The organism is Psychromonas sp. psych-6C06, from assembly GCF_002835465.1.
Lineage (GTDB): Bacteria > Pseudomonadota > Gammaproteobacteria > Enterobacterales > Psychromonadaceae > Psychromonas.
Genome location: NZ_PIZM01000014.1, coordinates 1 through 16,303, shown reverse-complemented (window position 1 = coordinate 16,303; position 16,303 = coordinate 1). Strand labels below are relative to the sequence as shown.

The following is a 16,303-nucleotide window of genomic DNA, read 5'->3' as shown; positions in this document are numbered from 1 at the left end:
GCACACCATGAAATATTATGCAGTTCGTTCAAACGAAGTAATGAAAATCCGTTTTACCTGCTTGTTATATCAATTATATTAAGTATGTGTTTAAAATTTTCAACGCTGAAGTAATTTGTTTTAACCAGCCAGATAGATTAGCTATTTAGTGTCATTGGTATTATTTATTGGTGAAAAATTAAATTAGCCTATCATCATTATCTAACATTTTGACTGGCAACTTGTTCTCTACAAGAAAGTGATAGAAGCGCAGGTCTTCGATTAAATCAGGAGATGACAACTCAAAATCTCGATAGGTATCATTTGAAAAGCGAAATCTAATGGTGTGTTCAAAGCGCTTAGTTTGCGAATATAAAATTTCATCGAGCATGGCAATATCAATCTCTACATCCATCAGCTTAAACTGGTTGTCTTTGATTGAAACCTCTGCCGACGCTTTACTATTAGCGGCGAAATAATCACTTAATAGGGATATAGCTACAAATATTGCGATATAAGCAATTTGGTATTTAAACGGCTCTTCTACTAAATAGGCAACATAAAAGGCAATCATTGCACCATAAACAAGGCGAATGCTAGCCGTACGTATTAGGTTAAAATCGGTAATCTTTTTCTGCCTGATAAGTTGGCTCATATATACTCTTGTTTGCTTTCATCTTTAAAGCAAAGTTTAAAGTTTTTTGCCGGGGGCTTACGCACTTTCTCTTTGCTACATTCACCCACCTTTATGGCCTAAAAAGTTATGGTGAGGTAACCAAATTCACTTTACAACTACAATATTCTATCAAGCACTTAGCCAAAAAGTTTAAATGCTTCATTTCGATGCTTTAAAAAATTATTTAACTAATCTTTAGCTGCTACCCCATTCGGCTTCTTTTTATCGTATTTTCAGCGGTTATCTGAAGCTCACCCTCCTCTATAAGTTCCTATACCCAGGCTTTAACCAGAGGTAAAACACCAATGGAATATGGTTACTCGGTGGTAAGTCAATGAAATAATAACTTAAGGGAGCGGGAACTAATTAATTATCCAATAGCTAAATAATAATACTAAACTATACCCACCAGCCCACTTGACTCCTTTTACTATAGCAACCCGTTCAAGTGCTTTCTTCTCTTGTGCATTGGCGTTAGCAAACGAGCCTTTAATACCATGCCCATACATTAACAAAGCGAAAGTACCTATTACAGCAATGAGCGTAAGAATTAATTGAGCAGTGCCTCCCCAAGCAACTCCTAATATTATTACCACAAAAACGTACGTAAATAATAAAAAAGCATTAACCAAATTTTTCTTGCGCTTATTTCGCTGATTCAGCATAGGAAGCACTCTTTAACTCAATAGACTTTTTAGCATTATATATTCTCACCAAGCTAGCTTCTTTAGGTAATTTAGGTATTACCTCAATATGAATAAGTGCTTCTTCCGGGCTAAGCCCTTCTATTGCAGACAATAGTTCAAAGGCTTTAATGGTTTCATATTCATCAAAAATTAATTCATATAACTTAGGTCCATGATAAAACGTTATAAATCTTGGAGCAGGCGCTTCTATGGCTTTCGTATAATCGTAGCGAACATGACTTCTAAACCCGTTCACATGAGTTGCATGAACATCCGTAAATGCTAACTCTCCATTTCCAATAATTTTCCAAGAAAACAATTTTCGATAACGCTGCCAAATATCAAATGGAACTCCTTCGGCCATCACCTGCTGATAATGCTCATTTCCAACATCCTCTTTTAACACCTTAACTCGAAAGGCTTCGCCCTCTTCCTCAGACGTAAATGGAATATCAAAAACTCTCGAAAGGCTAAGATCAATTTTTTCAGCTTGCGCGAAAAGTATCTCTCGTTGCTCTGCAGGACCAGTAACCCAAGCAGCCACCGTTCCTCCAGGGGCAACACCTACCACAATTTTTTTAAACTGTGGTAACTCAAACTTTAACCGTTTAAATGGGTTATCTTCACCCCACTGATAAAGTTCAACCATTTGCTCATAGGGTAAGTCAAATACCCCATGATAGGTCTGGTTTTCAAAATATGAGTAAAAGGTAACCTCTAATCTATCCGGTAATGCATACTCTACATCCAGATGATCTGCGAACCCTTTACTCCATATTCCATCAGATGGCCCATCAGGAACATAAACTCCCCTTTTCTCCCCCTTAAAGAGCAAAGTACCGGATAATATTTCTACAGGAAACCCCTTCGGTCCATTTTTCTGCGCTCCCCAAGTATATTTTGGTTCACTATTCATTACACATCCCGTTAACAAAGTAATTGATAAAAATGATAAAACTGCTCGAATATAGCTACGCATCATAAATAAACCTTGTACGCTTTCCATCTTTGATTCTTGGCGAATAGCCAATACCACGCCTTGCCGAGAAATTTAAATGTTTGTGTCTGTAATCTTTTAAAAAGTCGTTTAATGCATCACCTTCAGCAATCCAGTCTTCGGCTTTAGAATCACTAGGTTTCTTGCCAACATATTCAAGAACCTTATTTTCCAATACTTCTAAGTTAGAATTTTTAATAATTTGATCTGCTCGGCTCTTCATTTTTGGTTTAATAGCTAGTTTGGGCTCTTTTTCAACATAGTCCGCCATAATCTTAAGGGGGATGTTAGAAAAAGCACTATGAATGCCACTTCGCTCAACATCAAGTGTTGCGTAGGCAAAAACAACATCCATATGATATTGATTGTTAGGTCTAAAGTAACAGTTGATCGTAAACTCCCCATCTCTTATGGCAATATGGTATTTTTTCTGTTTTTCCATTGTCCGGATTTTAGTCCGGGCCTCAGATTTAATAACAGCTTCATCACGTACATCAGGTATACCACGATACCAACCTTGCTCAATAAGCCATTTTTTATCTGCCTCCATTTTCCAGAGTGTGCCCTTATTAAGGGTAAGATCTTCACTATTGGTCAACATAAGCTCTTTAGATGGATCTGCTTTATTGTAACTACCACCAACATCAGAGTGCACACCAGGAAGGTAGTACTCTTCTCCACCTTTACACTTCGAGGCTTTAATATTATGTAATGGGAAGTCAGCTCGGTGCTCTTCAGCGGATGCTAAGTGTAAAACTTTATTTGCATATTTATGTGCGGTTTGCTCTAAACGGTTATTCGAAGATTTAAACTTCTGGCTGGCCAAATAAGATAAAACAGTATCGTATATACCAGCAAAACCAACCTCGACAACACTCTCATCGACTTCATAGCCAAACGCTTCTAAACGCTTAGCCAAGCTATTTTTATCTTTCAACAATAAATAAATTGCATAGCGAGCTGTTGCGGCCCCTCGACTAAAACCAAACACATCAATGGTAATTTTTTCAAAATAATGTTTTTCAGGATCAAAATCACTAGAATCAAAACCAGTTAATGCTGATAAGGCTTTTTGTACACCTAATTTAGCTCTCTCAGGCACACCTGAATCACCGATCGCTAAGGCATAACCCCATAAACTGTCACCTTCTAGATCAAAGGTACCTTGCCCAGGGACATACATACTTTTATAAAGATCATATTCACTAGGTACCTCTTCTTTCATATGCGTTTCCATGATAGCCACATTAGTTCGACCATTTTCGAAACTACTGCCAGCTTTAGTATGATCAAGATAGTGTTGAGTATTTTGTTCTCTTGCCTCAATATTAGTTCTATTATTCAACGTACCATCAAAAAAAATAGCTAAGCGAACTTTAATAGGTTTTTTCTCTTTTTCCTCTGGCTCCTTCTCTGCTTTTGGCGGAGTTGCGATGGCCACTTTTTCACATATTTCCGTCATTTAAATATCCTTCTCTACAAAGCTTTCATAGTGATTTATTAACCAGAATTGTTTCAACTACAATAGCACTCCGTTTAGTAATATCGGAAGAGCTGTATACTAGATGCCAGTGTTGCGTATTTCTAGCCCAGAGGTTTTCAGCTGATAACGCGATTAACATAGGACCAGTTGCAGAGCCAATATCACCATAACATTCAGCGGGATGATTGATAGTAACTTGTTCTGCTAAATATTGTTTGTTACGCAGTTGCGCCACCCCTAACTCTTTCGCCCAATGATTCTCACCATTCATACTACTGTAAATTTCAGAAACTGATTCTGGAGGTTGATTAATAAGCGCAGCTTTAAAAGCAGCATCTAAGCCTTCTCCTTTATAGGGAAGCTTACTTTTTAAATGCCCTTTCTCTTCAGATATTCCTGGTGGCGACAATGCGACTACCTGCTTGTTTTTTACCAACGCTAATTCTGGCTTTTTTGTTAAGACTAAATAAGTGGCGCCTTCACCGGCAACAAATCCATCCGCATTATTTAAATACAATAAACGCCCCTCTCCATCTAATTGACTAAGCAGTGCATCATCAAAATAGCTATCACTACCACCGACAATAAAATAGTCATGCTCAGAATCATATAAATAGTTAAAAATCATATCTATCGCTTCAATACCAGCTGCACGACCTGAGTTTAAAGTTCTAGTCAGCTTGCTATCTATCCAAGGAGGTGCATTATTAGCAAGATTATCAACTAATGAACTTAAGTCCGTTTTATCATAGGAGTACTCGCTTTGAGCCATAATAAAGGGCACTGCTTTATCACTACAGAGGTTTGCGCATGCTTCTTTTAAAGCTATAGTTGCCATAATCGTGATTCGATCATGGCGCATATTAAAGCGATTACCTTGATCAAGTTTTAGCCCCGTTTTAATTTCAATTTCACCAAAAATATCCTCTGAAACTAAAGACAATGTTAGAGGTTCGCCAGTATGGCTATCAAAATCAGAAAGCTGATAGCCACTGATACCAGCCTCAACAGCAGCAGTAGTCATAGCCGTATCACCACCAATTGAGCTAATCATACCAATACCTGCAATATATAACTTTTTATCGCTATTCATCTAATTTACCTTTTCCCTAGTATTTGGAAAGGGAATGTTTGGGACATTTAAAGCTAACTCGATAGCGGCTGCATGGCGGTGTCGTTGTGTACCGTTACGAACAACATTTTTAAGCCATTCGCCTGAGATCATTTTACCTAACAAATAGCGCTGACCTATCAAGAATTGTTGCCCGTGAGCCCTCCAAAGCGCCATCACTTTTTGCTGATCGGGGTAAGGTAAGTTTTCATCTTCGTCTAAACTCACATCATCATTTTCACTCTCATCATCTGGTTGAAGAGGATGAATGACAGGCTCTGGTGCCACTAAGCCATGCTTATCTAAATCAGCCCCCGTAATAAATACAAAAGCTTCCGCGGCAATTTTAGCAAGTTTAGGTTTCGTCATTTGTTGAATAAGCCAGTTAACAGCATGCGGGTCACCTAGTGCTGCCGTCGCTTTTATGACTACTCTTTGATAGCTTTCATCGTTTGCTAACTCAGAAATCCATAACCTTGCTTGCTCTATATTTAATTTTCGAAAAGCCAGTTGAATTGCAATTTGTTGAAAGGGGCTGTCATTATCAAATACAAATGGCTTTAACTGCTGTAATGAAGTCGTGTTACCGAGTAGCACTGAAGACCAATTACTCCAAAACCGAAGAGTATTATTTTCATGTTCAAGTGCAGCTTGTAATACAGGCATACAGTCTTGTCGCCTAAGCTCGCCTACTAAGCGTAATGCCCTTGCATATAAAGCTTCGTAATCTAGACATTCTTGTCTTAAAAATATTTGGTTAAGTAACACTCCAGGGTCTTGGCGTTTAATACTACATACAGCAAGGCCTAATAATTTATGCTGCATATTTTTACCATTTAAGAAGCGATCTATCCATGGGCCTGCTATCTCAGAAGGTACCCAACCCATTGCAGAGATTAAAGCGGCTGTATTCGACTCTGACTTTAGACCAACCTCTACTGCTTGCTGTATTTTAGTCGCCTCATGACTGCGCAAGGCAACAACCATCGCAGTAAAAACTTCGCCAGGCTCTTCTAATTCAAGTGACTCTTTACAAATCGACCAAGCAATATCCACTGAACTCGTTAAACCATTTATCTGAGCATCTATGCGTTTTTCTAAAGCAGCAATATCCGCTCGATTATAGTGTGGTTGTTCGATAGCAATAGAGCGTAACAACCATAAAAATGAGGCGTCGGTACAATACTGCTCGTAAATGTCACGATAAACAGGCTGTTTATGTAAAAAATCGGGAATACTTAACTCTTGCATCAATTACTACTCAACCCATAATATTTTTTTTATTATGAAACAAGGGATCGCCCATACGGCAGGCATTCTTTCCTTCAAATTTAACATCAAAGGAATACATCATAAATTCACACTCCGCTTTTATTTTTCCACTGATAATGCCTTTTTTATTTCCCGCTTGATCCCCAGTACTCTTTTTATAAATAGCCCCTTTTACCATTGGCATTTTACCATCAGTTTTTACTGATTTGGGGCCTTTATCAGTGTCAGCAGACTTGCCAATATTCGGGTAGGGAATAGGCACTACAGCATTACCAATTTGTGTTAAACACACATCAGGAAAAACGATACTTTTACCACCACTGCCTTTATGAGCAATACCGCGCGTATTTGCAAAAGTTGTCTGTGCCATATTATTATCTAATCCTTATCGAGAAAGTTTTATTTCGATTTCATTTACTTTTAATAAGTTTTTGTCACATTCAAAAGGTGCTAACCACACCATTGATAACAGCTGTTTATTTGGCTCTAAAGTTAACGTTTCAATATTGAGTTTAAGAGGGAACCGCTTATTACTTAACTTAGCATGACATGCCATTTTTATTTGTGGCACTTTCAAAGAGATATCACCTGCAGGGTGCATATTCTTTATCATAATAGGTTCACCACCTTGCAAGTAACCTGGATAAACTAAATCAGGATGTGCGGCATTTAAAAAGCGCTTATTAAAATCTTCCGGTAAATAAGGCGCACGTGTTGTTTGCCATTGTTCGTCATAGGTACCCGCCCATTGTCTACGTGGTAACCAGTTATTATTACACGGCCCAAATCCAGCTGGCATGGGGTTATCTTTGATACTTTGAATCAATTGGTTTGGATCTTCAATATTAGGTAAAGCTAAACCTTGCATCTCTTGCTTATTACGCTTACCTACAAAACCACACCCTACGGTATTTCGCTCTTCGGTTAACAGGTTCGTAGCATCAACTTGATGTTGTCCACCAAATGCGCGTTCATACACTAACGGCATAGATTGAAACGCTACTGGTAATGAAGGTTGATCACCTTGCCACACTCTATCACCAAACACACGAACCGTTTTCTGGACTTTTCCAACCGATAAGTGAACATCTAATTGCTTAACAGCTTGATGATGGGGCGCACACGCATTGCCTTGCATTATAATATCAGTGTTACTTTTACCAATATGAAAATCTGACAGGTGTTTAATGCTCGACAAACCGGGCTCTGCCCAATATTCATCTCCCATTTGGGGTGGTATTTGCTCGTCGGCCAGACTCAATTGCTGCCCCATAATAAAGCTTGCTTTTACAATCACATAAAGTGAATCAATACCTTGTTCATTAGGGAAAGTAGCAATTTCTGCTGCAAAGGGGGTTGTATTATTGATTTGAAGCATAAGCGTACTTTACCTTGTAGACTCAGTTTACCTGAACTGATCCGCCCATAATGCGGTTTACGCCACTTGAACGATTTAGGAGGTATTTACCGCGGATCATAATTTTCCCAGCTTTAGTTAAGGTAATGCTAGACTCACCACACTTAAACACCATCTCCTCTTGCGCTTCAAATGTCACTTTTCCACCTTCAACCTTAACATCATCAATATTTATATCGCCTGCTAGCTCAACTTTTTCAGTTTCAATCGCTTCACTAGCATTTTCTAACATGGCTTGTAATGGGCTATGAATCAATCCCATGATAATTGGTTGACTTAAGTCTCCCTGATTAAATAACAAAGCAACTTGGCGAGACACTTGTTGATGTGTGACTGGTGTTGTACTTATCGCTTGAATCGGTGAGCCTTGTGGGTTTTGTGCAAAATCCACTAATGCTTGTCCATTGTCATCAATAGACACCAATGTACCAATAATGATTTCACCTGCAGCAATGCGATATTCATTATCTAAAGTTTCGGTTTCAGGTTCCGTTGTTTTATAGATCATAATTAATTAGACAGAACCTTACTTCCTTTAAGTACAACATTACCTGACCCTTTCACGTTGATATTCTTACCACTGATAGTAATATCACCATTACTCTTCATTACAATTTGGGCAGAGCCAGTTTTGATGACTATTTTTTCATCAGCATCCAAAGTGATTGTTTTGGCATGTAAGTCGTATTCTTTAGTAACATCTTCGCTATATTTTCCTTTTATGCTTTCTTTTAAATCTTTATCCACGTTAATGGTCATATTCCCCATTACCGTTTCAAGATGATTTTTCCCAACTTCTGTTGTTTTATTCTTAGCAATAGTCTCTGTTTGATTATTATTTACTATTTTATTTCTATCATTTTCAATCGTTGAGTTTTCATCATTTTTAACCGTTTTAGTTCGATCATTTCCAATAACCGAAATCTCATCATGCTTAACCGTCTTAGTACGATCATTATCAATAGTTAACGTTTCGTTATTCTCAACCTGCGTATCTAAATCTTTTTCTGCATGAACATAAATCTGTTCGCCATCTTTCTTATCTTCAAAGCGAATTTCATTGTAGTTATCTGCACTGCCTTTTTTGGTCGAGTGCGTTTTAATACCACTTTGGGTTTTAGAAGGATATGGCGGTTTGTTATTGCCGTTATAAACAGAGCCTGTGACAATCGGACGGTCGGGATCTCCATCTAAGAAAGAGATAATCACTTCATGACCGATACGTGGCACAAATGATGAGCCCCAACCATTACCTGCCCAAGCTTGCATTACACGCACAAAACAGGAGCTGTTTTCATCTTTTTTACCATCTCTATCCCACATGAATTGCACTTTAATACGGCCAAATTCATCGATGTAGATCTCTTCGCCTTTCGGCCCAGTCACTAACGCAGATTGTGGTCCGTACATTACCGGGCGGTTGTAAACCATTGGTGGACGATACATATTTTCTAGTGGCATACAGGTAAAGTTATTACTGTAATGCTCATCACCACCTTGGCTTGTAGAATAGGTATTGTCGTAGGCTTGATGATGCACGGTTAATAAAAGATATTTACCTTTTTCAGATTTCGCTTCGTGCTTATCAAGTTTAAAAAATAGACCCGCTGCAAAGCTAGAACAGCTACTTGCGCCTGCAATTGTATTGGTGTTGACCTCTTCCGCATCCATGCGCGAATTTGCAATTTTAGTGCCTGATGCAAAATCATATAAGCTCGGGTAATCATAATGTTTATACTTGCTATTTTTTTCAAATTTACTTTTTGAGGTACTTTGTGCGACTAAGTTTTTATTTGGCTCTTTAAAGTTATAATCATTAACTATCCATTCGCCTTTTTTAAATTCATAGTTATGTAACCAAGCATTTATTTCGGCATCAGGACTATCCCCTTTTGAGTAGGTTAAACTACTTTGAGGTGATTCAGCATAAGCACTCATCTGATCAACAATCATTAAAGTATGTTTGCCATCTTCATGTTTGAAGTAACTCGCATACCCCTCTTCAGCCAGTAAACGCATCACAAAAGTTAAATCACTTTCAGCGTATTGCACGCAATACTCACGCGCACTCCCAGGTGCCGCTTTAAAATCAAAATCGTTATAGCCTAAATCAGAGAACACTTGTCCAACAATGTCTTTACAGGTCTTATTTTGGAAAATGCGACGATTTTCATTTCTGTCTAAAAACCAAGTCCACGGTACAATCGTTAAGTGGTACTCACGCAAACCATTGTGTTTAATTTCACCAAATGAGAAGTGGCTGACGATGCCATTAAATACACGTTTAATACCATCGTGAATAGTAAAGGTCACCGATTTATTGATCAGTGTTTTCGCTTCAATATCGGTATTTTCAGATAATGCAGTGAGATTAAATTGAAAAAGAGAAGAGATAGACTCGATGCCATTGATCGAAGTAAGCAACAGTTCATCTTTTGCTAATGGTGTTACAATCGATAAAAAACGATCATCTTGAGTATATGCACTCATTCGCTAATTCTCACTCCCTGAAAATAAATTTAGAAACGCAGGTTGGTTTTATACCAAAACAAAATCAATGTCTGATCTACTTTGACGGTTTAGGTCAATTATTTTTTCTAAGTAAAATTTTGATCATATAATTGTTCGATTGATATTAATAATAATTTAGTTAATACAATTCAAATGTTACTAACGAAATGATTATCAAAAAAGACGCAACCCATTGGTTGCATCTTTGATAGGAACAGAATATTACAGTGCTTTAGCAGCAGTAAGATCGTAACCAGCACGTTGTGGGCTACCACTCTTGTTGCTGCCATCGAAATCTGTGTAGTTGATTTCACACTTAGAGAAGCTAAGTGTAATGTTTTCAGTAGGCTCTTCATCACCCTGTGCAGAGATGTGGTAGCTGCTTACTAAACAGTCTTGTAGTGTATAAGACATGAACTCTTCAACTTTGTCGCTACCTGTGCGAACAAATTTAAGTGCAACTTTCTTACCAGATGAACCACAAACACCTTCTTTAAATAAAGCTGTTACTGAGTTATCTGCAGATTTAACTAAAGATACTTCAGAAACGTTTGGCTTACCTACTTCACGGTTAGCCATTTTTCCTGATTCCATTGTTAAACCACGGCTAACACCGAAGCTTACTGAATCAACTAAAACATGATCTTCAAAACCTTCAGCAGTAACGTTACCTTTGATTCCTTCAAACTCTAAATAAATTGCCATATTTCTGTATTTCCTTTTTAAATGACTTAGTTGGTTTAAAATAAATAACACTTTAAAAATTAAAGTATTAGATTAATTTCCCAGACGCTAAACTAAAATACTTTTGCTAATTATTCAACAAAAACCTGATTTAAGTTGCGATTTTTTTTACTTTTTTAGAACACATACTGAAAATCAAATGTGACCAGCATTGAATCATGTTCAGGATCTTCGCCAGCTACTTTTAATTCGCTTAAGACAGGAAAACCAAGCTGAATCGTACCATCAAAACCACTTTGATGAGAAATCTTCAAACCAAGTCCAACATCGGCAAGGTGTGCTGAAGCATTGGTTGCATTATCTATCTGATAACCAAGTAAATATTGGTAACCATAAGCATAATCAGCAAAAACAAAGGGTTTAAAAGCGTTATCAAAAGTAGTACCAAACACGGAGAAATCTAGAAAGCTTGGGCTGTTAAAGATCCAATCTGAACCTAAATAGATTGCATCATCGGCAGTAAAGTAACTAGGAGAAAAACCACGTACCTTAGTTGGGCCGGTTAATGAAAAGCGTGACAAAGAAGATAAATTTGTACCTGCATATTGGCTGTAGGAACGAAAAACAACACGTGAATTGCTGTCTGTAAAAGGCACTTTTAGGAAGCTCAGTAAAGTATAATCAAGCATCAACACATGAAACTTCTCTTTTTGTCCGACATCAAATCCATAGTTGAAGAAACCATAGTTATAAGCAACATTAACTTCGTGTAACAATTTGTTGGCATCATCTAAAAAATCAAACTGGTAAGACAGTGCGACACGAGATAACTGCTCATCAAGAAGATTACCAACATCGGGGAGATCGCCTATTTGCAGATCAGAGGTAATATTTTCATAACGCAACATGTAGCTACTATTACGCTTACGGCTTCGTTGCGCGATATAGGTCCCTTGTACACCATAAACATCAACGATACCGCTTAAGTCAATATTTGAAGCCACCGAACTTTGATCCACTACAAATTGGTTTTGTGAAATATCGAGTGCAAAGCGAAAGCGTGGGCTAAATAAATTACTTTCATAATTTATCTGCCAGAAAGTAGTATCTTCTGGGAATACTGTTTGAAGTAAACTAACACTCAAGACATCAGAAAGACCCAATAAATTATTAGCTTGTCCACCAACGAATAAACGGTATAAACCCGACTCTTTTGAGCCATGATTATCAATACGCGTATTAAAATTAAAGCGCTCTTCATTACGTACATTAACATTTAACTTAGTATCGCCGACTTGTGTACCTGGTTCGAAATAGCCGTCTACGTTAACTCCCGGAAAACCATTTATGATAAATAGGTTTTCTTCAATACTCTCACTCGTTACAGGCTTGTCAATGAAGTTATCAAAGACCGAAGTAATTTCATCATCATCATATAACTCATTACCACGTACATTTACTTCACCAAGAATCCCTAGTAGTACCGTTAAGTTAACGATACCATCCCGTACTTCCTGCTTAGGAATGTAGGCTTTTGCAAGAATAAATCCACGTTGGCGATAAAACTGAGTGATACTATTGGCAACCGCTTCAATTTGACCTAGCGTCACACCACGTTTGCCTTGTTGTGCACGAATAAGCCAAACCAGCTTTTGTACTTCTAATGAGGAAACGTGTCGATCAACAGTTTCTTCTTCGATATCAATTAATAGATCAGAAAGCTCCCCCAATTCATCAATGGTATAACCCGATTCGAGTAACTTTCCCTCGCCCATTAAATCAAACCGAATACTTTCAACTAACTGTGCGATAGAGTCACGTGTAATACCTAATTCTGGAAATTCAACTAACCCTTGAATGCGAAACTCTGCGACCGCTAAACGAGGCCCGGCATTAGGATCTGGCGCCCTTTCTCTTACCGATGGAATATCCATATCCTTGAGGAGTGTTTTCTCTTTAATTTTTCTTAACTGCTCAATCTCTGGCATTTTCAAAAAATCAGCTTGCGCCAACGAAGGTAAAAACAGTAAAAGGGTTGCCCAAACCGACGCATGCTTTCGCAAGGCAAACATTAATCCATTAATCACAATCTATCCTAATTATTTTATTTTCCATAACGCAACAAAAGTTATCAAGCGCTATCGATTTAATACTCAATGACTTAATTCAAAGTTATAGTAATGAATCATTCATTTACTGAATGATTCATTACTTGTAAACAAAGTATATTATTGCAATATACTCTCTTCTTCATCTTCCTCTTCATCCTCTTCATCAAAACGTTGATCTCTTGGCATTAATAGCGATACATCATCAACGTTGTAATTTCTTACTTCAGCAAAAATAGCAGGATCAACTTCACTTAATGACTCAACTTCAATGAGCTGTTGTCCCGATAAACCATTAATATTAATTTCTATAATATCAGCTGTAGTCGTAATATTACGTGGTCTTTCACCGATATAAAATGGGGCACCGAAAGACCCGAGTAGTGTAAAGTCATCATTAACTCGTAACCTAATTGGCTGGGATGCTTTACCGAAGTTTAAAACACTTCTTACCAGTAAGCTTTCTGCAGTTATATCTGCTTCAGCAAAACCTAAACCAGTGGTATACACAGAATTAGCTTTATCAGTTAAGATAGCAACACGCCCAGGATACACAGGATTTTCAGTTGGGTATCCATAGTTTGCATCAATGGCACCTTTCATTTGTCCATTAACCCCGCCTTCCAACTGCGTTGTTTGTAACGTCATATCACCGATATTACTAAGCACAATATCGCCACCATTTCGTAAGTCATTAATCACAACATCTTTACTATTACTGAGATTAATAATACCGGAGTTGTTATTAATCGCACTCAAGGTCGATGCCGTCATATTGATAGCGCCACTCATATCGGCACTACTACCCACTAAATTATCATAATTGCCACTACCAATACCGGTTGTTGCGCGTAAAATAATTTCTGAAGCAGTAAGATCTGATTTTTCTGAAGTAATATTACCTACTCCCGCATCTAAATACATTGATTCACCAGCAGTTATTGTTCCCAATGCTAATCGACCATTTGCATTAACGGTTAAGTTATTTGTTAGAGAACTGTCCAGTAAGCTCAAATCATTACGATCCACTATCTGCGCATTATTCGCCGTGAGACTTATTTTATTAAAATTATTGCTATCATTGAGTAGAGAAATATCACCATTTCGAGCCGTTAACTTGGTAGTTATCGCATCAAAGTATTGTGAAATATCAAGTGAGCCCGCTGCAACAATATCTCCATTTTGTGTTTCAGCAACCAGATTAGATGTCGTTAGGTCTGATAGCAAAATATCATTAGAAGCGTTAACATTTAAACTATCAATGATGTTATTACCAGCAAGACTAATGCTGCCATTAGACGAAGTAAATAATGCAGATCCGTTACCATTAGCAGATACATTGATATCACCCGTTGCATTAATATCTCCATTAGAAGTCACAGAAACATTTTTAGCTTTAATCCCAACAAGGTTAGTAATGCTATCATTATTAATCACAATATCATCAGCAGTTAAATCTAGTTTACCCGCTAAATTATTGAAACCAGTGAATTTAATTTCAGCTGACTCTAAAGTAAGATCGCCACTCGAATTTAGGTTTGCGTCACTTTCAATCAAACCTGAAAGTGCTGAAACGTCAATTAAACCGGTAGTATTATCGATGGCACTAATAAGTAAATCACCTGTTTGACTCAAGTAAATTTCACCACTGTGATTTCGAACCAAAAGCTCATCAACATTTGTATCAATTGCTTTATTGGAGCCCACCGACGAGGCATTATCAAAAATGATGCGATCAGCAAAAATAGTCCCTTGATCTTGTTTTACCGTGTTTGCAGTTACCGTCAGGTCACCTGCTACGGTGACATCTCCGTTTAACTCTATTGAACTATTATCAAAGGCTTGCAGTGTAACATTACCTTTATCCTTCGAGGCATAGCTAATATCTACAAGACCAGATTTTGTACTGAAAGCATTCTCATTAACATAAAGCACATCATCAGCACCTGCGTTGTTAATAACTAAAGAAGACGTCTGAATTGCATCATCTACAGAACTCACTTCTCGGAAGTTAACTTGGACATTAGCCTGCGTAAATGAATTTTCATAACTTAATTGATCAAACTGTAATGATTCTACCAATACATTGGCTTGATATGTTTCAGAGAAAGCTAATTTATCACCGGTAACCCCTTGAATAGAAACACTATCTTCAGCACCATCATCACCACCAACAAAGTTAATAACGCCAGATTGAGTACGATTTTCACTGTTAAGTTTAACAATTAGTTCATCAGCACCATTACCGGCATTAATAATACCATCGACCGCACCATTAGCTGAGACGGTAAATGTGTCAACTAACTCTCCACCAACTAAATCAGTAAAGTTGCTGAAAGCAATATTATTAACTTCACCACCATTTAATGCATTAATATCCCAAGTATTAATATCATTTTTAGCAAATAGAGAATTTCGACCGCCTGAAGCAGTAATGACTTCAATATTATCAATATCACTTCCTAATTTAACAATTTGATTATCAGTAGATAGTTCAATCAGGTCACCTTTAACATGATCACCACCATCAATAATACCTGAAATATGATCCATCAAAGAGAGTTTAAAGGTGTCGTCTAGTGCACCACCTTGTAAATCGGTGAAGTTAGTAAACGAGATATTTTTTGTTTCACCATCTGAAAAATAACTAATGCTGCCTTTTCCGTAATCAGTAACTTCCCAAAGAGTTTCAATATCATCGCCTTGAAGCACATTCGTTCCCCCCTTAGCAGCGGTGATAGTTTCAATATTAAATAGGTTTTCACCAATGATAACTGTCTGGTTATTTGCATTGATGAAAACGCTATCACCAACAACATGTTTCCCACCATCAATCGAGGTAAAATAGTCGAAGGAATCAACTGTAAAAGAATCATCTAGAGCTCCACCAACTAAGTCAGAGAAACCAATAAAAGTAACTACGCCCTCGGTAGTATTTTTCAGAGTGCCACTATTAGATGAAGTTACCTCCCACGAGTTATCTATATCTTGCGCAACTAACTTACCTGCGGTTGCATTGATGTTTTCAACTAAGGTGACGTTTGTGCCCAGCTTAACCACTTGCTCTGTGCCGTTAAGTGTTAACGTATCGCTCTCAGCCCCACCATTGATTAAACCAATGTTTGCAATATCATCAAGTGTAAAGGTATCTGCACCCGCTTCACCGTCAACGTTAGTCACTAAACCACCCGTTGAGATAAAGATATCCGCATCACCGCCGAGTTTAATCGACTCTACACCGCCAGCAGAAACGGTCACCGTATCCACTTTACTGCCACCTTGTAACTGAGCAAAATTCACAAACTCAGTCGATGTTGTACCATCACTAATCGTACCGCCATTGGCTTTACCCAAGTACCCACCATAACTTTTACACACT

13 protein-coding genes are annotated in these 16,303 nt (G+C 37.8%); all 13 read right to left on the bottom strand.

The features are described from left to right. Positions 1-178: 178 nt before the first annotated feature. Positions 179-634 (bottom strand): hypothetical protein, encoded by a 456-nt coding sequence (locus CW745_RS15420; RefSeq protein WP_101109596.1) that lies wholly within the window; start codon positions 632-634, stop codon positions 179-181. A gap of 383 nt (positions 635-1,017) precedes the next feature. Beyond that, positions 1,018-1,320: a hypothetical protein gene (locus CW745_RS15415; RefSeq protein WP_101109595.1), complete on the bottom strand. Its 303-nt coding sequence runs from the start codon at positions 1,318-1,320 to the stop codon at positions 1,018-1,020. Next, on the bottom strand, positions 1,301-2,347 hold the full coding sequence (locus CW745_RS15410) for a DUF2931 family protein (protein ID WP_101109594.1): 1,047 nt from the start codon (positions 2,345-2,347) through the stop codon (positions 1,301-1,303). The genes CW745_RS15415 and CW745_RS15410 overlap by 20 nt, the downstream gene beginning before the upstream one ends. Further along, on the bottom strand, positions 2,313-3,800 hold the full coding sequence (locus tag CW745_RS15405) for a DUF2235 domain-containing protein (protein WP_101109593.1): 1,488 nt from the start codon (positions 3,798-3,800) through the stop codon (positions 2,313-2,315). The genes CW745_RS15410 and CW745_RS15405 overlap by 35 nt, the downstream gene beginning before the upstream one ends. 25 nt (positions 3,801-3,825) lie before the next feature. Then, complete coding sequence (locus tag CW745_RS15400) at positions 3,826-4,914, bottom strand: hypothetical protein (protein ID WP_101109592.1); 1,089 nt, start codon at positions 4,912-4,914, stop codon at positions 3,826-3,828. Then, positions 4,915-6,183, bottom strand: coding sequence for a TIGR02270 family protein (locus tag CW745_RS15395; RefSeq protein ID WP_101109591.1), 1,269 nt, complete (start codon positions 6,181-6,183; stop codon positions 4,915-4,917). A 10-nt stretch (positions 6,184-6,193) separates the two neighbouring features. Beyond that, positions 6,194-6,574 (bottom strand): DUF4150 domain-containing protein, encoded by a 381-nt coding sequence (locus tag CW745_RS15390; RefSeq protein WP_101109590.1) that lies wholly within the window; start codon positions 6,572-6,574, stop codon positions 6,194-6,196. Between the two features lie 15 nt (positions 6,575-6,589). After that, positions 6,590-7,582 (bottom strand): DUF2169 domain-containing protein, encoded by a 993-nt coding sequence (locus CW745_RS15385; protein WP_101109589.1) that lies wholly within the window; start codon positions 7,580-7,582, stop codon positions 6,590-6,592. Between the two features lie 22 nt (positions 7,583-7,604). Further along, a complete protein-coding gene (locus tag CW745_RS15380; protein WP_101109588.1) occupies positions 7,605-8,129 on the bottom strand; it encodes a DUF6484 domain-containing protein in 525 nt (174 codons plus the stop codon). Positions 8,130-8,131: 2 nt separating this feature from the next. Continuing rightward, positions 8,132-10,111: a type VI secretion system tip protein TssI/VgrG gene (gene tssI / locus CW745_RS15375; RefSeq protein ID WP_101109587.1), complete on the bottom strand. Its 1,980-nt coding sequence runs from the start codon at positions 10,109-10,111 to the stop codon at positions 8,132-8,134. 243 nt (positions 10,112-10,354) lie between these two features. Further along, entirely contained in the window at positions 10,355-10,837 is a 483-nt protein-coding gene (locus CW745_RS15370) for a type VI secretion system tube protein Hcp (protein ID WP_101109586.1), read from the bottom strand. A gap of 155 nt (positions 10,838-10,992) precedes the next feature. Beyond that, the gene (locus tag CW745_RS15365; RefSeq protein WP_101109585.1) at positions 10,993-12,903 is read right to left on the bottom strand and encodes a ShlB/FhaC/HecB family hemolysin secretion/activation protein; all 1,911 of its coding nucleotides are present in this window, start codon (positions 12,901-12,903) and stop codon (positions 10,993-10,995) included. 141 nt (positions 12,904-13,044) lie between these two features. Next, positions 13,045-16,303, bottom strand: a 3,259-nt coding sequence (locus CW745_RS16735) for a hypothetical protein (protein WP_193755631.1), incomplete at its 5' end; no start/stop codon positions are given.

Excerpts from the sequence above, each read along its gene's own strand:
- CW745_RS15420 (WP_101109596.1), bottom strand. The coding sequence starts at position 634 with ATGAGCCAACTTATCAGGCAGAAAAAGATTACCGATTTTAACCTAATA.
- CW745_RS15415 (WP_101109595.1), bottom strand. The coding sequence starts at position 1,320 with ATGCTGAATCAGCGAAATAAGCGCAAGAAAAATTTGGTTAATGCTTTT.
- CW745_RS15410 (WP_101109594.1), bottom strand. The coding sequence starts at position 2,347 with ATGGAAAGCGTACAAGGTTTATTTATGATGCGTAGCTATATTCGAGCA.
- CW745_RS15405 (WP_101109593.1), bottom strand. The coding sequence starts at position 3,800 with ATGACGGAAATATGTGAAAAAGTGGCCATCGCAACTCCGCCAAAAGCA.
- CW745_RS15400 (WP_101109592.1), bottom strand. The coding sequence starts at position 4,914 with ATGAATAGCGATAAAAAGTTATATATTGCAGGTATTGGTATGATTAGC.
- CW745_RS15395 (WP_101109591.1), bottom strand. The coding sequence starts at position 6,183 with ATGCAAGAGTTAAGTATTCCCGATTTTTTACATAAACAGCCTGTTTAT.
- CW745_RS15390 (WP_101109590.1), bottom strand. The coding sequence starts at position 6,574 with ATGGCACAGACAACTTTTGCAAATACGCGCGGTATTGCTCATAAAGGC.
- CW745_RS15385 (WP_101109589.1), bottom strand. The coding sequence starts at position 7,582 with ATGCTTCAAATCAATAATACAACCCCCTTTGCAGCAGAAATTGCTACT.
- CW745_RS15380 (WP_101109588.1), bottom strand. The coding sequence starts at position 8,129 with ATGATCTATAAAACAACGGAACCTGAAACCGAAACTTTAGATAATGAA.
- tssI (WP_101109587.1), bottom strand. The coding sequence starts at position 10,111 with ATGAGTGCATATACTCAAGATGATCGTTTTTTATCGATTGTAACACCA.
- CW745_RS15370 (WP_101109586.1), bottom strand. The coding sequence starts at position 10,837 with ATGGCAATTTATTTAGAGTTTGAAGGAATCAAAGGTAACGTTACTGCT.